This window comes from Neorhizobium sp. SHOUNA12A (assembly GCF_023006505.1).
Classification (GTDB): domain Bacteria; phylum Pseudomonadota; class Alphaproteobacteria; order Rhizobiales; family Rhizobiaceae; genus Neorhizobium.
This window is the reverse complement of record NZ_JALBGV010000034.1, coordinates 1-16,567: the sequence shown is the minus strand read 5'-3', so window position 1 is coordinate 16,567 and position 16,567 is coordinate 1. Positions and strand designations below refer to the sequence as shown.

At 58.3% G+C, this 16,567-nt stretch carries 17 protein-coding genes and 7 pseudogenes; 8 read left to right on the top strand and 16 right to left on the bottom strand.

What is annotated here, in order from left to right; all coding sequences use genetic code 11:
• Nucleotides 1–13 precede the first annotated feature (13 nt).
• Nucleotides 14–1,177, bottom strand: a pseudogene (locus MOV63_RS33010) (ATP-binding protein).
• 52 nt (nucleotides 1,178–1,229) lie between these two features.
• Nucleotides 1,230–1,441 (bottom strand): annotated as a pseudogene (locus tag MOV63_RS16585) (integrase); the annotation flags it as partial.
• A gap of 63 nt (nucleotides 1,442–1,504) precedes the next feature.
• Here MOV63_RS16585 and MOV63_RS16580 point away from each other — a divergent pair.
• Both MOV63_RS16580 and MOV63_RS16575 read left to right on the top strand, forming a co-directional pair.
• Nucleotides 1,505–1,753, top strand: coding sequence for a type II toxin-antitoxin system VapB family antitoxin (locus MOV63_RS16580; protein WP_247034966.1), 249 nt, complete (start codon nucleotides 1,505–1,507; stop codon nucleotides 1,751–1,753).
• A complete protein-coding gene (locus MOV63_RS16575; protein WP_247034964.1) occupies nucleotides 1,750–2,163 on the top strand; it encodes a type II toxin-antitoxin system VapC family toxin in 414 nt (137 codons plus the stop codon). The genes MOV63_RS16580 and MOV63_RS16575 overlap by 4 nt, the downstream gene beginning before the upstream one ends.
• A gap of 174 nt (nucleotides 2,164–2,337) precedes the next feature.
• On the opposite strand, the pseudogene MOV63_RS16570 reads toward MOV63_RS16575, so the two are convergent.
• Together MOV63_RS16570 and MOV63_RS16565 are read right to left on the bottom strand one after the other, a co-directional pair.
• Nucleotides 2,338–2,913 (bottom strand): annotated as a pseudogene (locus tag MOV63_RS16570) (site-specific integrase); the annotation flags it as partial.
• A gap of 78 nt (nucleotides 2,914–2,991) precedes the next feature.
• Nucleotides 2,992–3,564 (bottom strand): TetR/AcrR family transcriptional regulator, encoded by a 573-nt coding sequence (locus MOV63_RS16565; protein ID WP_247034962.1) that lies wholly within the window; start codon nucleotides 3,562–3,564, stop codon nucleotides 2,992–2,994.
• Between the two features lie 138 nt (nucleotides 3,565–3,702).
• Here MOV63_RS16565 and MOV63_RS16560 point away from each other — a divergent pair, with 138 nt between their 5' ends.
• Both MOV63_RS16560 and MOV63_RS16555 read left to right on the top strand, forming a co-directional pair.
• Nucleotides 3,703–4,053: a DoxX family protein gene (locus MOV63_RS16560; RefSeq protein ID WP_247034960.1), complete on the top strand. Its 351-nt coding sequence runs from the start codon at nucleotides 3,703–3,705 to the stop codon at nucleotides 4,051–4,053.
• 98 nt (nucleotides 4,054–4,151) lie between these two features.
• A complete protein-coding gene (locus tag MOV63_RS16555) occupies nucleotides 4,152–4,724 on the top strand; it encodes a flavodoxin family protein (protein ID WP_247034958.1) in 573 nt (190 codons plus the stop codon).
• A 502-nt stretch (nucleotides 4,725–5,226) separates the two neighbouring features.
• Here MOV63_RS16555 and MOV63_RS16550 read toward each other — a convergent pair.
• The 11 genes and pseudogenes from MOV63_RS16550 to MOV63_RS16505 form a co-directional block, all read right to left on the bottom strand.
• Nucleotides 5,227–6,144, bottom strand: coding sequence for a recombinase family protein (locus tag MOV63_RS16550; RefSeq protein WP_247034956.1), 918 nt, complete (start codon nucleotides 6,142–6,144; stop codon nucleotides 5,227–5,229).
• Between the two features lie 311 nt (nucleotides 6,145–6,455).
• A pseudogene (locus MOV63_RS33005) lies at nucleotides 6,456–6,645 on the bottom strand (integrase); the annotation flags it as partial.
• A gap of 45 nt (nucleotides 6,646–6,690) precedes the next feature.
• The gene (locus MOV63_RS16545) at nucleotides 6,691–7,077 is read right to left on the bottom strand and encodes a type II toxin-antitoxin system VapC family toxin (RefSeq protein WP_247034948.1); all 387 of its coding nucleotides are present in this window, start codon (nucleotides 7,075–7,077) and stop codon (nucleotides 6,691–6,693) included.
• Nucleotides 7,077–7,331 (bottom strand): type II toxin-antitoxin system VapB family antitoxin, encoded by a 255-nt coding sequence (locus MOV63_RS16540; protein WP_247034946.1) that lies wholly within the window; start codon nucleotides 7,329–7,331, stop codon nucleotides 7,077–7,079. Before MOV63_RS16540 ends, MOV63_RS16545 begins: the two co-directional genes overlap by 1 nt.
• A 228-nt stretch (nucleotides 7,332–7,559) precedes the next feature.
• Nucleotides 7,560–8,714: a site-specific integrase gene (locus MOV63_RS16535; RefSeq protein ID WP_247034939.1), complete on the bottom strand. Its 1,155-nt coding sequence runs from the start codon at nucleotides 8,712–8,714 to the stop codon at nucleotides 7,560–7,562.
• A complete protein-coding gene (locus tag MOV63_RS16530; protein WP_247034937.1) occupies nucleotides 8,714–9,001 on the bottom strand; it encodes a hypothetical protein in 288 nt (95 codons plus the stop codon). The genes MOV63_RS16535 and MOV63_RS16530 overlap by 1 nt, the downstream gene beginning before the upstream one ends.
• Nucleotides 9,002–9,013: 12 nt before the next feature.
• On the bottom strand, nucleotides 9,014–9,415 hold the full coding sequence (locus MOV63_RS16525; RefSeq protein WP_247034935.1) for a type II toxin-antitoxin system VapC family toxin: 402 nt from the start codon (nucleotides 9,413–9,415) through the stop codon (nucleotides 9,014–9,016).
• Complete coding sequence (locus MOV63_RS16520) at nucleotides 9,412–9,669, bottom strand: type II toxin-antitoxin system VapB family antitoxin (RefSeq protein WP_247034933.1); 258 nt, start codon at nucleotides 9,667–9,669, stop codon at nucleotides 9,412–9,414. Before MOV63_RS16520 ends, MOV63_RS16525 begins: the two co-directional genes overlap by 4 nt.
• A 452-nt stretch (nucleotides 9,670–10,121) precedes the next feature.
• A complete protein-coding gene (locus tag MOV63_RS16515) occupies nucleotides 10,122–10,655 on the bottom strand; it encodes a hypothetical protein (protein WP_247034931.1) in 534 nt (177 codons plus the stop codon).
• Entirely contained in the window at nucleotides 10,648–11,199 is a 552-nt protein-coding gene (locus tag MOV63_RS16510; protein ID WP_247034929.1) for a hypothetical protein, read from the bottom strand. The genes MOV63_RS16515 and MOV63_RS16510 overlap by 8 nt, the downstream gene beginning before the upstream one ends.
• A 107-nt stretch (nucleotides 11,200–11,306) precedes the next feature.
• Nucleotides 11,307–12,440, bottom strand: coding sequence for a site-specific integrase (locus MOV63_RS16505; RefSeq protein ID WP_247034927.1), 1,134 nt, complete (start codon nucleotides 12,438–12,440; stop codon nucleotides 11,307–11,309).
• Nucleotides 12,441–12,565: 125 nt separating this feature from the next.
• Here MOV63_RS16505 and MOV63_RS16500 point away from each other — a divergent pair.
• A pseudogene (locus tag MOV63_RS16500) lies at nucleotides 12,566–13,485 on the top strand (DUF1403 family protein).
• Nucleotides 13,482–14,185, top strand: a pseudogene (locus MOV63_RS16495) (SMC-Scp complex subunit ScpB). Before MOV63_RS16500 ends, MOV63_RS16495 begins: the two co-directional pseudogenes overlap by 4 nt.
• Before the next feature lie 274 nt (nucleotides 14,186–14,459).
• Here MOV63_RS16495 and MOV63_RS32805 read toward each other — a convergent pair.
• A complete protein-coding gene (locus MOV63_RS32805; protein ID WP_309500835.1) occupies nucleotides 14,460–14,888 on the bottom strand; it encodes a Mu transposase C-terminal domain-containing protein in 429 nt (142 codons plus the stop codon).
• 151 nt (nucleotides 14,889–15,039) lie between these two features.
• Between MOV63_RS32805 and MOV63_RS16485 the strand changes: the two are divergent.
• Nucleotides 15,040–15,219: pseudogene (locus MOV63_RS16485) on the top strand (helix-turn-helix domain-containing protein); the annotation flags it as partial.
• 220 nt (nucleotides 15,220–15,439) lie between these two features.
• Nucleotides 15,440–16,162: a hypothetical protein gene (locus tag MOV63_RS16480; protein WP_247034925.1), complete on the top strand. Its 723-nt coding sequence runs from the start codon at nucleotides 15,440–15,442 to the stop codon at nucleotides 16,160–16,162.
• The last annotated feature ends 405 nt before the right edge of the window (nucleotides 16,163–16,567 follow it).

Below are 16,567 nucleotides of genomic sequence, written 5' to 3'. Positions count from 1 at the left end.
GACGAGCATCCTGCTATCGGTCAAGCAAAAGGCGGCCGGCGGCCCAGAGCGACATCGCGGTCACATCGTTGGAGAGAGGAAAGGCCTCTCCACCGGGATAGACAACGATCCGTTTTTGCGGCTGGAGATCCTCACAAGCGGGGTAGAAACCTTTTTCGAGTTTCGGCGATAGACTTCGCTTGATCTCTATTGCCCAGGGTCTTTGGCCTGGAGGGGTCAGCAGCAGATCGATTTCGGCGCCGGCCGCTGTACGGTAGAAGTTGGCCGCTGTACCGTCAGGCGATGCGGCGATCAGTGTTTCGATCACGAAGCCCTCCCAACTGGAGCCGACAATTGGATGTCCGAGCAGTTGTTCGGCGCTTCCAAGTCCAAGAAGCGCATGGGCAATGCCGCTGTCCCTTACATAGACTTTTGGTGATTTGACCAGCCGCTTACCGACATTGGCATGCCAGGGTTCAAGGCGGCGCGCGAGAAGCAGGTCGACGAGAAGATCGAGATAGGAAGCTACAGTCTTGCCATCGACTCCAAGGGAACGGGCGAGTTCGGCTGCGTTGAGGAGTCCGGACTGGTGGTGTGCCAGCATGGTCCAGAACCGTCTCAGCGTTTCGGCGGGGATGCGCGGCCCCAGAAGCGGAATATCTCGTTCGAGATACGTGCGGATGAAATCCTGCCTCCAGCGCATGCTCCCACGGTCGCTGGACGCAAGGAAACTATCGGGAAAGCCGCCCCGCAGCCAAAGCGTATCGAGGGCGTCTGCCGACACTTCCAATGCGTCGAGAGGCTGCATTTCAAGATAGGCGATGCGGCCGGCGAGCGTCTCACCAGACTGTTTGAGAAGATCGATGGAAGCAGAACCGAGCAGCAGGAATTGGCCGACGCGCCGTCCTGCCCGGCGGTTGCGATCGATCACACCACGTAGGACTTGGAATACGTTCGGCAAACGGTGAACCTCATCGAGGATGACCAGCTTGTCGTCATGACGTGCTAGATAGAGCTCCGGTTCGGACAGCTTGGCTCGATCGGTCTCCGATTCCAAATCAAGATATATGGAGGGGCGAGTTTTGCCGATATCGATGGCCAGCGTCGTCTTGCCGACTTAACGAGGGCCGAGTAAGCCGACAGCAGCGCTGTGGTCAACGAGATCCAGGAGTTTGGCTTCAATTCTGCGTTCGACCATCCTTGCATTTATGGATGGAAATTCCAGAAATGCAAGCAAGGTTTGGCTCCGGGATGAGACGCCCTGCTCTACCGCTGCGCCGTGTGGCGTCGTTGTAGTAACTGGATGCCGTGCTGCACCGAGCGATGCCTTAACTGCACCATCGCCTCAGGGAGCGGAATGCCGCGATCGGCAGCTTCCGTGAGGTACCCTGAACGGCAGCCCATAGCGGAGAATTCGGAACTATCCAGCCCTGCCATCCGCCCGCTGCTTGAGGATGGCATGCCGGCATCTGCCATCTTGATGGCAGCACGCGATGAGTTTATATTTCTTGCAAAGGAGACTGCAATGGCCGCACCACAACTCTCTGTCCGAAGCTCCAAGGCAAGGGATCTGGCGCACCGACTCGCGCGCCGTGAGAATCGTTCGATTGCCGAAGTGGTCGAACGCGCGCTTGAAGCCTACGAGACACGCGAGGCGGGTCGCGAACCGGCGGCGGCCTTTTACCTGCGGGTCAACGCGCAAGCTGCCACAGATATTGACCTGGATACCATGATCCGTGAAAGCCGTCGTCCTCACCAAGGCATCGAGTTTTGATATTTCTCGATACCAACGTTGTCTCGGAGACCTTGCGGAAGGATCCTAACCAAGCCGTCATGGCCTGGCTGGTTCGGTTCGACGCGGAATTGGCGTTGCCCACTGTGACAATTGCCGAGATTGCTTTCGGCATTCAAAAGATCAGGCCGGACCAGCGGGCCGAGCGTTTGGAACAGGGGCTGTCGGAATGGCGTCGTCGGTTTGCCGATCGAATGTTTGGTCTCACAGAAGAAGCCGCGCTCGCTTATGGTGAGATCATGGGGCAGGCGGCTCGTCAGGGGCACGCAATGTCAGCACCCGATGCAATGATCGCTGCAATAGCTCGCGTGAACGGTGGACGCTTGGCCACGCGCAATCTCAGGGATTTTGAAACGACAGGTCTCGTGCTCCTCAACCCGTGGGATTTTTAACCCGTTCGAGCGCGTGAGCCTTCGTCGCCTGCATTTCCGAGGCTCGTTGCCATGGAGAATACAAGCGTGGCGGGAAGGCGACAGCCTTTTCTCGGCGGCTTTCGAACTCTTTCTGGCCTCTATTTCGAGGCGGTTCTCACCGTTTTGCGACATGCACTGAGCGACTCGTGCGGTTCAAAGCATGCGAGCCGCCCGGCCACTGCGCCGCGTCGCGTTGTTGTAGTAACTCGACGCCTGCTGTACCGATCGATGTCGGGATTGTTCCATCGCCTCGGGGAGAGGAATCGCGCGGTTTGCGGCTTCGGTGAGATATCCCGACCGCAGCCCATGCGCGGAAAACTCCCCACTATCTAAACCCGCCATCTCCGCCCGCTGCTTGATGATAGCATTGACCGACTGTGGATCGAGCGCCCGACACGAAACCGTCCCCCAGCGCCCGATCGCCCGGAACACGCTCCCGCTCTCGATCCTGGCGGCGGTCATCCAGGCATCCAGCGCCTCGGCCGGCCGGCCGGTCAGATAGACGATATCGTCCTCTTCACCCGAACTGGTCTTGGTGCGGCCGAGATGAATGGCAAGAGAGGGGAGGGGAGGGCCGTCCGTAACCTCGATCGGGGCCTCGACGGTCAGCTGTTCGCATCGCAGCCCGGCGATCTCGCTGCGCCGGCGGCGGCCGGACGCAAACGCGACTATCAGGATCGCCCGGTCCCGCAGATCGCGCAGACTGTCGGCCGCGCAGATCACCAGGAGCAATGTTCGAGCGCAGCAAACGCCGCAAATGACCTCAAGTCGGGATGCGTTAGCTGAAAGGTCCCTCGTATCCGTACGTCAACTCCTACGCGAAAACATATCAACGATATGTGCCACTCGCTCTTTGCGGAACGCCGCCCTGATCCGACCATGGCGCTCAAGTTCCGCTAGACCATGGAGGGTAGCCCAGAAGGCCTCGGTCGCGACTTCAGCGTTTGCGCAAAATGGCTCAACGACCGCCATCATGGCTCCGAATGTATCGCGTAAGGACTGAGGCGTGTCTGACTTTGCAAACCGCAGACCGCTCGGAAGGACGAACATGGCTTCGTACAAAGCTGGCCGCTCAAAGGCGAAGTTCAGGTAGGCCATAGCAACGTCTTCCATTGCTTGCACTGCACTTGCGCCGCGGCGGACCGATGACCGCAGCACCGGCCCTAACTCCCCAAATCCTTCAAGAGCGACCGCCCCGACAATCGCGTCGCGGTTTTCGAAATGGGCGTACAGGACGGGCTGACTGTATTCGATCTCCTGAGCAAGTCGACGAACTGTCACCGAAGCCCATCCGTCTTTTTCCGCAAGCATTTTTGCCGCGCCGATGATCCGCTGCTCTCGCTCGGCTTTCTCCCGCTCTTTGCGTTCACTTATGCCCACTACTTCACCTTCCTTGGTTTCAAAGCATCATAGCGGCACAAATAAACTAGGGCAACGGTTGACAATCTAGCAGCGCTATAGTTATTCATGGTGCTATTGACGCCGCATCGCTCGCGGGTGTCACGCTAGGATTGTTCAATGTTCAACTTCATATCGCGGTCAGTCGGCAATGCGGCGACGCTCCTTGCCGCCGCCGCATTCCTTCTCGGTGCTGTCATCAACGCGTCCGGGCGCAAGGCTGTTCAAGAAGAATTCGTTCGTTACGGATTTCCATCGTGGTGGTGTTGGATCACCGCAATTTTGGAATTCCTGACGGCAGTTTTGCTGGTCTTGCGGCCAACCTTCGCCTTCGGCGTGGCGCTCGGAGCCTGCATCATGGTCGCCGCCATTATCGCGATCATTAGGGCCCGCGACTTCCGCCACATCCCGCCGCCATCGGTGTTCCTGCTGCTGCTCATCATCGCAGCTCTCGTCCAGTTCTCATTTTAGCTGCGCGGGAAACCGCCAGCTCAATCACAGCAACCACCAAATCCGAACCGCGCTGAACTCCATCGGCGAGGCGCATAACCACGGCATAGGAGCCACTCATGACCATCCCAAGCACCGTCATCGTCTACCACTCCGGCTACGGCCATACGCACCGGATGGCTGAAGCCGTCGCAGAAGGTGCTGGCGCAAAGCTCCTTGCGATTGACGCCGAGGGCAACCTTTCCGACGACGGATGGGCGGCGTTGGATGCCGCCGACGCCATCATCTTCGGCTCGCCGACTTACATGGGCGGACCGAGCTGGCAATTTAAGAAATTCGCCGATGCATCCTCAAAGCCGTGGTTTTCCGCCAAGTGGCAGGACAAGGTCTTTGGCGGTTTCACCAACAGCGCCAGTCTCAATGGCGATAAGCTAAACACGCTGCAATACTTTGTCCTTCTTTCCGGGCAGCATGGTGGCCTATGGGTGAGCCTGGGCATCAAACCATCGAACGTCAAAGAGTCTAAGCGCGACGACGCGAACCGCATGGGATCTTATATCGCACCGATGGCGCAGTCGGACGCTGACGCAGCCCCGGATGAAATGTCCTTGGGCGATCTCGAAACAGCGCGTCTCTATGGGGCGCGGGTCATGAGTGTCGCTCGGCAGTACAAATCAACGCAGGGTGAATAACAAGGATTGCCTGCCGACCTTGACGTTAAGGCGATATGGAAAGCCGAACAATCCCCTCCCGCACATTGAGCGCGGGAACTCGCTCCATGTCCAGCTGTCCGCTTCGGGCCGAAAGCACGGCCTACATCACCTCGCTGGGCCTACCACCGCCCTATGGCCAGCCTCCGTCAGTCACTGCAGACTTGAAGCCGCTGACCAACCTTCCACCGGCATGGCGAGCAGTGACATGGCCATCGCAGACCTTCTCTTTGGGCTGGCCTCCAAGACCGCACAACTCCATCCCAATGGTCACAGGGCTTTCGGCAATTCGAGCGTGGAACAATCCCCAAGGACCCTGATACCTTCTTACCAACGCAGATGACGCCACTATTAAAACTTCGCCCAGAAACTGAATACCAGCAGCTCGCCCGCGACATTATCGAGAGCCGAGGCTGGAAATCTCTACCGCCGAAAACAGGGCGCGCAAGAGAGAGGGCAATCGGCAGGTTGATGCTCCGTAGCCTCAATGACGGATGAGACCGAACCGATGCGCCTCATCCAGCAGGTTACGAACAGATGATGGCTGCCATTTGCGACCGCCGCGCGCCGGTCGCTCTCCCATCTGATCAAGCTGGCTGGCAATCTCGCGCAGCGACAGGCCGGGATCGGCAATGGCAATCGCTGCGACGAGCTTCATGAGGTGATCTTCTGGCGCGCGGCGTGGAGAGCGGACCAGTAGCTCGGGATCCGCGAGCTTTTCGCGGACCATGCGATGCACGGCGCGACGTAGCCTCTCCACCGTCCAATCATGGCCCCGACGATTGAGGACCCGCACGACATTATCCCAGCTGTGCTTCGGGCGAAGTTGCCGGACGGTAGGCAGCCAGGTCTGGGCAGAGGAGATCAGCTCGTCGATATAGAGTTTTTGCCGGGCCTTCGAGACCGCCTTGATGGCTTCCGGCCGCCGCTCACGAAGTCCAGGGTTCCCCGGTAGCTTGCCGCGGGCTTTTGCTGCTTTGATACCAGCTTTGGTTCGCTCAGCGATCAACGCGCGCTCGAGCTGCGCGACGGCACCAAGGACCTGCAGGGAAAACATGCCCTGTGGCGTGGACGTATCGATCAGATCGCGAATCGATCTAAAATGGACGCCGCGCTGCTCTAGATCTTCGACAATCTCCAGCAGGTGTCTCGCAGACCGGGCGAGGCGATCCAGCCCGACGACGACCAGCACGTCGCCGGCGGTGAGGTCGCCGAGCAGCCTTGTCAGGACTGGTCGCGCCCGTGACGCCCCTGAACCGTGCTCCTGAAATATCCTCTCACAGCCAACGGCACTCGGCTCGTCCATCTGTGCATCATGGACCTGATCGTCGGTCGAGACACGTGCATAACCTATAAGACGTTTTGGGGCCGACGGTGGATTGGCGGCTTGCCGTTTTGCCATGGTTTTCTCACGCGCTTTTCAGGTGCTTTGTACAGATAAGGAATGCGTGAGAAAATAACCCTTTGCAAGCGTGTTTGATGTGCCGGACAGCGGCTCACCAGACTCAAATCACAATTGCGGATAAGCAACGGGATCCTCCGGGCCGGCAAACGCGCGCCAGCGGCCCCCTGTGGCGGAAATTCAGAGCGGCGGTCCGGACCTGAGCAAGTTTGATGGCGCATACCGCTGATTGCTCCGCAAGACGGCAAAGCTCTGCGCGCGATGGCATGCGGGCATCTGCCATCTTGATGGCAGCACGCGATGAGCTGATATTTCCTGCAAAGGAGACCGTTCTCAATCCGGGCGAGCCTGATCCAGTCTTGGCTGCGACGACCGGGCAGGTGGCCTCGGAGGAACCGCGACCGACCTCGACCTACCGCGCCATCCGGTCTCGCCGCGCAGCGTCAGCAGCATGCCTTTGTCGAGGATTTCGATCCAGCCCGAAGAATCCTCAGTCTGATCGAGGCAGGTCTTCGGATGTCGGCAAGGGACGCTGCATCGATCGCCTCATGCTGCTCGTATGTCAGTTTGCGAGAAATCGTCGCCTTTGTAGAGTAGCGGTTCGCCGATGAGCGCCGCGAGCGCGTAGGAAAAGCAGTCGCCATAGTTCAGCGCTGCCGGATGGCGACCCTTGCCGTAGCGACGCCAGGCGCGGCGCGCCTGGTCGGCATGCTCCGCTTCAACGGCGACGATCTCAACGCCAACCTTGTGTAGCCATAGGTCCAGTTCGCTGCCGCCGGGCTCGCCAAGGCGGGCCTCGATGACCATCGCGGCTTCCAGCATGGTGGCGGCCGAGATCATGCGGACAGGATCGTCGGCAATTCGTTGCTCAAGGGACGCTGCGTCCGGCTCATTAAGGGCGATCGCCACGATAGCCGAGGTATCGATGACCATCAGTTTGGCAAGCCATTCTCGTCATAGCCGATGATCTCATCAGCGGAGCGGTTATCCAGGAGCGGCAAGGTACTCCAGCGCTGGCGGCTGGCGGCCATATCCTCCAGCAGCGCGGCCTTGCGAGCCTCGGAGCCTGTGCGGCGCAGACGTTCTTCAAGGGCACGGCGGGTGGCGATCGTGATCGTCTCGCCAGTGCGCTCTGCAAGGGCGCGGGCGAGCCGTTCGGTCTCGGGGTCTTTGATGCTAAGAGCCATTTGCCGGTTCCTCTATTCCTATTTTTCTATATTCTACCTAACTAGCATGTCTCGCCAGGAAATGCACGACAACGCGGACGCGAATTCTCGCGCAGCTGAACCTCGACCATGCGTCATTGCGAATGTCCGGACGGGCAAATCGCTTGTTCTCTCTATAAAGAGCAAACGCCCGATAATGTTGTATTATCAGATGGTTAAGTTGATTCATGGCCTTGCCAACTATATCGATCAAAGCAATCTTGCTGCTCGACCGCTGCGCCGCGTCGCGTTGTTGTAGTAACTCGACGCCTGCTGTACCGATCGATGTCGGGATTGTTCCATCGCCTCGGGGAGAGGAATCCCGCGGTTTGCGGCTTCGGTCAGGTATCCCGACCGCAGCCCATGCGCGGAAAACTCCCCCCTATCTAAACCCGCCATCTCCGCCCGCTGCTTGATGATAGCATTGACCGACTGCGGATCGAGCGCCCGACGCGAAACCGTCCCCCAGCGCCCGATCCCCCGAAACACGCTCCCGCTCTCGATCCTGGCGGCCGTCATCCAGGCATTCAGGGCGTCCACCGGCCGGCCGGTCAGGTAGACGACCTCATCCTGCTCGCCAGAGCTGGTCTTGGTGCGGCCGAGATGAATGGCGAGAGAGGGGAGGGGAGGGCCGTCCGTAACCTCGATCGGGGCCTCGACGGTCAGCTGTTCGCATCGCAGCCCGGCGATCTCGCTGCGCCGGCGGCCGCCGGACGCAAACGCGACCATCAGGATCGCCCGGTCGCGCAGATCGCGCAGACTGTCGGCCGCGCAGGTCGCCAGCAGTTTTGCCAGCACGTCGCCGGTGACCGCCTTGGCGCTCTTGCGAAGACGTTGTCTTGGCGCGGCTCGGATCGCCAGCCGAATGGCTGATTTGAGGGCAGGAGAGGCGAAGGCGCCGTCAAGACCGCGCCATTTGGTCAGCGTCGACCAGTTCGCCAGCCGGCGGCGCACCGTCGCCGGCGCGTGCGGACCGACGGATTTCAGAAATTTTTGGCGCCGAAGCTTTTCGTCGACGGCGGCCGGCATGCTGTGATCGGGATCGGCTGCACGCTTTTCAGGATCCCACAAATGATGGGCGACGAATTTCAACAGCAGCGCCTCGGGGGCCGGCCAGGGCAGTGACCTTCCTGTGGCCGCCAACCCCCAGGCCTCCAGATAGGCGAGATCCGAGGTCAGCGCCCGCAGCGTGTTGGCACCCATCCCCTCGTTGACAAGGTGGCGCAGCGTTTCGACATTTTTGTCGGTCAGCAGCTCGGCAAGCTCATCCCGCCGGTCGATCGGCAGCACCGAGGCGATCGTGTCAAGTTCGACGGAGCGCCGCTCGATACCGGATAGAGCGAGCTGTTTGCGGGTGTTCGCCATCAGGCCGTCTGGCCCTGCGGCCGCCAGCGTGCGATGACCTGTTCGATCTCGCTGCGATAGTCGTAGGGGTAGACGACATCCTCCGCGCGCGCCAGCCAGGCGAAGACGGTCGCCATATCTTCGGAAACCTCGCGATCGACATTGGCCAGATCGGTCAGATCAAAGCCGCCGTGAATGTCAGCGTTCCACCAGGCGAGCAGGAAGTTGGTCACCCGCCGGCCCTGGCCGGTATCCCCTTGCGCGATGTTGAGCAACTTTTCGAGGGCAAAGCGGACGCGGTCCTCCACGATTTTCCCTCCCTATTGCGACGACGACGGATGAAGTTTCAGGTCCGTCTGTCCGAAATCGTGGCCCTTGAACAACAGGGGCGCCTTGGCGATCGCGGCAACGGCGTATGCATAACAGTCGCCCATATTAAGGCTGGCTGAATGACGGCCCTTGCCGAACAAATCGAAAGCTTTCTCAGCGGCATAATAGTGCCGCTCGCCAAAAGCCACCGGGCTCACGTTTGGCAAGGCAACCAGCTGTGAAATGATGGTCGCGGCGTTGGGAAAATTCTTGCCGGCCAGTACCATGCGCGCTTCGACCAGGGTCGGCCACCCAATAACGATCTCCTCACGGGTAAGGAGCGCATGAAACTGTTCAGCTTCAGGCTCGCCCAGTGACGTGGCGACAATGACCGACGTATCGACGGCAATCATTTCGGCAAACCGTTTTCGTCGTAGAGATCATCGTGGGCGGAGGTCGTGCCGGGCGGCACAGACTTTCGGCCCTCGTGCATCAACTCCCAAAGCGTGTCCGCTGGCGTCTGTGCCGGTTTTTGCCGCAGTTCCTGGTCGTAACGTTCGAGAGCGATTTCGACGAGCTTGTTGATCGGCTGGCCCGTACGGCGCGCCAGCGCGTGGGCCAGGTCTCTGGCCTTGGTACTGCGCACGGAGAGCTGCGGTTCGGACATTGTGCTACCTCGTCGAAATCGTGCGGAAAACATAGGGATTAACGATGGAGATGGCAAGAGTTTCCCATAAGATGGCTGACCATCGATAACTATCGTTTATCGATGGTAGATATTAGTCCGCGAAAAGGATTTGTATTTGCAAATGGTCGCAAATCTCGACAATCCGTAGGTGTTGCAAGCGGCGACTATCCGCAAAGCAGGGCTCAACGAAAGCGGACGATTTAGCATTGGCGTTTGAGAACGGCTTTGGTTTGGCCTGGCCTAGTGGATCAGGAGAATTCAAGGTTACCTGGCCGGACGGTAGTGCTGGATTGAAACTGAGCAATAACAGGGGCAGAGATAATCGAGGGAGGTCGGTTTAATCGACAAAAGCAACGCGGGGAGAGGCGAGAGTTCGAGTCCGGAATCGAGATGGGATGCCTGGAATGGAAGCTCGACTTTCAAAAACTCAACTATTCGACAAAGGGTAGCGTTGACAAGGCGGCCGCGGCCAGGCCGTAGCACGTTATATAGTCATACTTGCGTCCTAATTTTGGGTCCCAATATCGACCATGCGCGAGCCAATGTCGAAAGTTGAAAGCACCCTTAAGCGCCGAGATGGTCGCCTTGTGCGCCGGTTCATGCACCTGCCATGCATCGAAGATGTCTCTGTCCAACGATGCCTTTGAGCCTTTCTCCTTGTGTATCTCCCTGAAAGCCCGAGAAAGATCGTCCTTCTGCTTTTCGTAGCATCGGGTAAGATAGTCGATACGGAAGGCAGCCTCTGTCGCGCCCAAGACGGTCAAGGCAGAAGAGCGGTCAAGCTCATCGAGACGTTCCTGCATCATCTCTGTGACTTCTGCCACGGTGTCCCCGGCAAACCGTGTTAAATAAAGTGGAGATGAAGGGCTGAAGTACAGGCGGAGAGCCTTCTCCATATCCGTATGCTGAAATGCATGCGCGGTGATATCGACGTTCTCACCGGAGAACGCCACCCTACTAACCATTGCTCACTTCCATCAAGACCTGGAAAAGACTATCCTGATTGAGTTCTGTCAGTTGTATGGCGGGGGGAGCACTCGCGATTTTCCATACAAGTTCACTCGGTTGGACTGTCTTAGGGGGCTTCTCAGGCTCTCCATCGATATGAATGTTGATCTGAATAAGATCACGAGAACTTCGCGCTCCCTTATCGGCGAGGATGAACCGAGACTGACCGGCGCTCCCTAAAACATCCACGCGTCCTTTTGCACCAATCAGCCTAGTTCCGATCGGTTTCAGCGTAACGATTTGCTTCCCGATTTCAATATGAAGTAGCCGAGCTTTATATGTCCCGATGTGCTCTTCGGTAAGATCGATCGGTGAGTAGGCAAGCCTAATCGTTCCACCCAGAATATAAGGATCTAAATCTCTGGCGACCTGCTCGTAAAGTTGGTCTAGGCGGACGAGCCATTCGTCCCGCACGTTGCCCCAATCGATAGCCGTTGCGACCGATTTATCCTTTTGCTGCTTTTGAACAAAGTCCGAAAACTCGTCTTGTGGCGCCGCCATAGCATCGTTCCTTGAAATTTCGTGTGAACATTGTAGCGATCCCGTTGGCCGATGTCAGCACCAGCTGTTGGAATCGCGGAACGTAGTATTCGTATAGCTGAAGTTGACTAAAGCCCTGAGGCCTTCGTCAAATTCACGCGGAAGCGATCCCGCCGCCGCTGATATTTACGGGTCATCTCTGCGGAAACATGGCCCAGCTGTTTCTGGACATAGCGTTCGTCGACCTCGGCAGAGGAGGCGAGCCCAGCGCGAAGGGAATGACCGGAGAACTTGAAGGCGCGCTCGATCTCACTGAGATCGCCGCGAACGCCTGCAGCCATTGCTGCCCTTTTTACAAGCCGAGCAACCCCCTTGTCGTTCAGCCGCTCCGACCCGACAGCCTTCCCTTGACCCGTCACCCGGCGAAAGAGGGGACCATGAGCCAGCTTGGCGAACTTGATCCAGGTCTCGATTGCGGCAACTGGGCAGGTCGCATCGGCTGAGCCGCGGCCGACCTCGACCTCTCGCCATCCTGTTTTGCCGCGCAGGGTGAGGAGCATGCCCTTGTCGAGAATCTCGATCCATCCGCGTCCGTCCTCGGTCTGGTTGGCCTTCAGATCAAGACCGACGATCTCGGAACGCCGAAGGCCGCCAGCAAATCCGATGAGCAACATGGCCCGATCCCGCAGGCCGCGCAGAGAGCCACGATCCAACGTCTCGAGCATGGCGACGATGTCTTCAGCCATAACTGCTTCCTTCTGGACGGGCGGCCTCGCGTGACTATTGCGAATGCCGGCCATCACGGTGGCGATGTGCCGGTCCTTGCGATCAAGCGAAAGACCCCGTTGGGCATAGTTCCAGGAGAGCGAGGAGAGGCGTCGTTCGATGGTCGAGACGGAGTTTGCTGTTGCGCCCCGTTCAGCCGTACCGGAAGCGCAGGCAGTAATATAGAGCCCAACGGTTTGCGGATGCGGGGGGAGGAGGGCCAGATTGGAGCGCCGGCACCACGCTGAAAAATGCTTCCAGTCAGCGGCGTAGGCCTTGCGGGTATTGGCGGAACTGGCGGCCTCGATATAGGTGCGTGCGCGGTCGCCAAGATCCTGCAGATGCGCCGGCAGGCCGGCGTCCATCTCCACGTGAGGGGAGGGAAACCCGCCCGACGCCTCCGGCACGGAAACATCATGCCCGGCCGCCGTGCTGAGAGACGGCGCTGCGGTCTTCTCGACGTGATTTTCGCTGTTTTGCTCGATGATTTGGGCCATTTCATATCTAATGACAAGAATGTCCGATAATGCAAGATTATCGGACGTTTTAGTTTCACGACATGCTGTGCGGTTTAGACCGAAAATGATGGCACATACTGCGCATCTGATCTATGCTTCGGCTCATGAGTTCGATTGCCACCATCCCGTCAACTGCAACCGCATGGTCATCACATCTGCCGGGATGGGCCTTGTCGCGCGGTCGCGAAATCGACGAACTTGATGCCGTCTTCGCCACAGGTATCGCCCTGAAATCGCTCGACGATCTGATCCGCGCGGAGCCACCGTGGATCGGCTGCTGGCGCGATCGCCTCGCGCTCAAATCGGCCGCTGTCGCCGCCCGGATGGGTGGAAGGGCAGAGGAGGAGGACGCGCTGCGCGACGCTGTTTTGCTGACCCCCGCAAACGGTGATCCGGGGCCGGCTGGAAGGCTGTATCTGGCCACGCGATTGCTCGCCCGTCGGTCCCAGATGCCGGGCACCCCGTTTGTCAAGGAACTGGCGACGTTGTTTTCTATCCGATGGGACGACGACCTTAAATCGGTCGCCGATCTCATCGATACGGCGATTCAGTCCGGGCGTGCGGCACCCCTCGCGGTGGCCGATCTGATATCGGCGATCGCGACCCTTCGCCCGGACGCTGAGGTTCTTGCCTTCGGGCTGGCCGAGGTGGTTCTGGCGCTAAAGCTGAGGTGGGCGAGGCCAGTACCGCTGCTGCTACCCGCGAGATTTGGCTCGGGATTCCGGACGATTGGCGGGCGAGGCCGGGCGAGCCGGCCTATCCGAAAGCAATCTGTCTGGCCCTTGTTGAGGGCGCTGAAACGGCGCTCCGCGCCGCCAGGCTCTTGGCCGTGACACCAAAACTTCGAACCAAGGGGGCCGAACCCGTTGTCCAGAAGCTGCTGAATGACGATGCCGTCTCGGCGACGTCACCCGGAGGTCAACTGTCGCGCTGGGCGGCGGGCCGCCTGTTTGATCGGCTCGTGGCTCTCGAGGCGGTGCGCGAACTGTCCGGCCGGCCTTCGTTTCGAATTTTTGGGTTATGACCATGCCCGGCTCACCCGCTGCTAAGCCATCGCGCCGGAAGACCAACCCCGCAGACGAACGTCGGTTCGATCGGGAGCTGGAGGATCTACCGGCTGAATTGCGCTGGCGGGAGTGGATGATGCGGGTCGAGGCTGTCATCTTTGCCTCGGCCGAGCCAGTCGGCCGTGAGACACTGGCGCGCGTCGTCGGTCGGGATTGCAGCATCGACCTGCGGATCGACGATCTCGTCGAGGAACTACGGGATCGGCCCTACGAACTGGTGTCCGTCGCTGGTGGCTGGCAGCACCGCACCCGGCCGCGCTTTGCCGACACGATCCGCGCATGCTCGGCGCGACGAGGGGAGGGGTCGCTACGCTCTCGGAATTCGAGGCAATGGTGCTGATGGCCGTGGGATATTTCCAGCCGATCACGCGCGGAGAGCTGTCGAAGATCTTCGGCAAGGAGGTCAGTCGCGATACCATCGGCAACCTGCGTGGCGCTGGTTTCGTTGGGTCCGGGCCGCGCAGCCCGACACTAGGCGCTCCATACACCTATGTGACTACGCGGCATTTTCTTTGTGCGTTCGGGATGGAGACATTGCGCGGCCTGCCGGATATGGAAGCGCTTGAGGATGCCGGATTGCTAAGCAGAAAAGCCGCAATGCGCGACGACCAAACTGATGAGGCGCACGAATCAATCGCTGAAGACGATGGCGATTGATCAGCGGATGCTAGACAGGCGCCGGATAGTTCAAACCAAAAACGGGCGTACAAGCGACCTAGCCGTTAACTCCGGTATCCGACGGGTAATGCAGCTGCGGTCGATGAACCGAAATGCACGGCCACGAAGCTAGTCCGCTCGGAAAACCGCAATATCCAAAGGCTACGAACGTCGGGACCGGCACCAAGATTTACGAATGCGTATTGCAGGACGTCGGGTTCAGCATGGTGGTATTGCATGGCTTCGATAGTCTCATGTGGAAGCGTATACGTCATCACGTCTGCGACGATCTCGTCGTCTCGTATCGCAGATTGTATGCCGTGAAAATGTGATAGCCCCCTGACAACCTTTCGCACAGTTCGAAGAATACGTTCGTCTCGTGCTGGGTAGATCTTGTAACGTTCGCTATGCTTGAGCGGTGATTGGCAGCTCTCAACTGGGCGCGATGAGCATCATGTTCCCAGAGCGTCATCGGCTCAAGGCAGCCATCTCGTCGCTCGACGGGTCGAAATGATCGGGTTTCCGGATGACGAACATAGATATGGCTGATATCACGGGGATCGTATCGAACCTCGAGTTTTCCGAGCCGGTCGCGATCTGGGACGGGGGAACCGAGCCAAGGCGCATAGTAATGCAAGGCAAACATGCTGAGGCCCTGAGGAGACAACTGCCGTGTCGTGCTGGGCAGAAACGACAAAGGCACTTGATCTAAATCGTCTGGTCGCTCGGGCAAACCCGGGCTACGGTTTCGCCACTCCGCGATTGGCACTTTCACCGTTTTGGAATTTTCTTGTTGGTTATGATCGAGGATTGCCAGCGCTACACAGCGCTCCAGCTCGGGAAAGCTTAGGCACCGGACGTCTTCAAAGCTGCCGGAGCTGGTCGAACTGGTGATGGCAAAGCCATTGGTGTCGGCCGGGATGGTGGCCAAGACGCTCGACTTCACGCCGCAGGCGGCGCGGCGGATAGTTTTGGAACTGGGGCTGAGCGAGATGACGGGGAGGGGGAGGTTTCGCGCGCGGGGAATCATTTAATGTTCGTCGGGGCGGTTAGCAGTGCTTCGCCGCTGCCACGACTTGGTTGAGTGTATTGTTCGAGCGTGTATATTGTGTGTTGATCAATAAACCTTAGGTCACGGAGTTCGCGGTGGTACCCAACGTTGCAAAGGAGCTAGGGTCAAAGCGGTATCTGAGTGCGCCTTACACAAGCTATGCATTAGTAGCGTCCATTATTTGGTCGGTGCGAGCCTTAGTTATGACAAACATACTTTCTCCTTTCTGGTTGATCGTTAGTCCTCTAACAGAGGATAGCTTTTTTCGGATTGCGGCCGCATTCTTTGTCGTTAATTTCGCATTTTTAATACTATGGGCCATACTTATTCCTCGGAAATATAGAGCGCGTAGTTCTTGTAATATCATATTTCTGCGTGGATTTCATGAAGAGGCCAGAGCAGATGTTCCGAACCGAGTTTTGCCGTGCATCGGCTGTTACGGTCGAATTATGTGGGCAAGGAATGTTATCGCAGAGGGCGCTCAAGATCAGCTCGGTAAGGTGTTGACGGATAGCCAATATCAAAAAATTTACGGAGAGACATGGCAGGTCGAAGTAACTGAGTTGATTAAAGAAGCTGATCTGGCAGTCATAGATTTTTCCGACCCACACGAGAGCTTAATGTGGGAGATCGGCGAGTGCTTGAAACGTCTACCAGTGGCGCGCATCATTCTGATCGTAGGACTGGGCCATAGTGCGCGGGAATACTACAAGGCGATCTGCCAACGCTATCCGGAGTTATGGAATATAACTTACCAGATCCCGGTCTATCCGTCCCGCTTCATCATCCCGCTAAACGTTTTGAAATGGTGGCTCTTTCAATTCGAGCGCCGCATGTATGCGTGTATGATGAAGCTAGCGGCTGACGATTTGAAGCCGAACAGTCCCTCATCGCAAACGCTCTCGGTGGAAGGCCGGAACAGATGAGAAGCGCGGCAATATTTGTGAAGGACGTGGTCTTAGCAGTTTTGTTTCTACCGCTATTTTTTTCCATTGGTCTCGTGATTGCGATTATATTCGGCCTAGTCGGCGGCGTGCCAAGTGCGTTCGTGAGTGCTTGGCCACTTCTGGAATACTATATCGATCGGTTCCTCTTACCTGTCCTCCCGACTTCGTGGATTGCCTGCACCATGCGTCGCGCAGACAAGTATCTAGATTTCTACTCAGACCCAAGCAGGCGGAGACGTGAGTGATCCAACGCTCCCACCTAAATTTTGGGAACTAGCAGGCTGTTGAAAAAGGCCTAGCCTGAGCGCTCCTCTCATGATTCATTGGTCCCGTCGAGATTGGGAATTGATGGATGCGCGGCGGCGACGTGAGATCGGGTGAACT

Bases quoted from the DNA above. Each gene is read 5' to 3' on its own strand.
- MOV63_RS16580 (WP_247034966.1), top strand. From the start codon at position 1,505: ATGGCCGCACCACAACTCTCTGTCCGAAGCTCCAAGGCAAGGGATCTG.
- MOV63_RS16560 (WP_247034960.1), top strand. From the start codon at position 3,703: ATGTTCAACTTCATATCGCGGTCAGTCGGCAATGCGGCGACGCTCCTT.
- MOV63_RS16555 (WP_247034958.1), top strand. From the start codon at position 4,152: ATGACCATCCCAAGCACCGTCATCGTCTACCACTCCGGCTACGGCCAT.
- MOV63_RS16550 (WP_247034956.1), bottom strand. From the start codon at position 6,144: ATGGCAAAACGGCAAGCCGCCAATCCACCGTCGGCCCCAAAACGTCTT.
- MOV63_RS16545 (WP_247034948.1), bottom strand. From the start codon at position 7,077: ATGGTCATCGATACCTCGGCTATCGTGGCGATCGCCCTTAATGAGCCG.
- MOV63_RS16540 (WP_247034946.1), bottom strand. From the start codon at position 7,331: ATGGCTCTTAGCATCAAAGACCCCGAGACCGAACGGCTCGCCCGCGCC.
- MOV63_RS16535 (WP_247034939.1), bottom strand. From the start codon at position 8,714: ATGGCGAACACCCGCAAACAGCTCGCTCTATCCGGTATCGAGCGGCGC.
- MOV63_RS16525 (WP_247034935.1), bottom strand. From the start codon at position 9,415: ATGATTGCCGTCGATACGTCGGTCATTGTCGCCACGTCACTGGGCGAG.
- MOV63_RS16520 (WP_247034933.1), bottom strand. From the start codon at position 9,669: ATGTCCGAACCGCAGCTCTCCGTGCGCAGTACCAAGGCCAGAGACCTG.
- MOV63_RS16515 (WP_247034931.1), bottom strand. From the start codon at position 10,655: ATGGTTAGTAGGGTGGCGTTCTCCGGTGAGAACGTCGATATCACCGCG.
- MOV63_RS16510 (WP_247034929.1), bottom strand. From the start codon at position 11,199: ATGGCGGCGCCACAAGACGAGTTTTCGGACTTTGTTCAAAAGCAGCAA.
- MOV63_RS16505 (WP_247034927.1), bottom strand. From the start codon at position 12,440: ATGGCCCAAATCATCGAGCAAAACAGCGAAAATCACGTCGAGAAGACC.
- MOV63_RS16480 (WP_247034925.1), top strand. From the start codon at position 15,440: ATGACAAACATACTTTCTCCTTTCTGGTTGATCGTTAGTCCTCTAACA.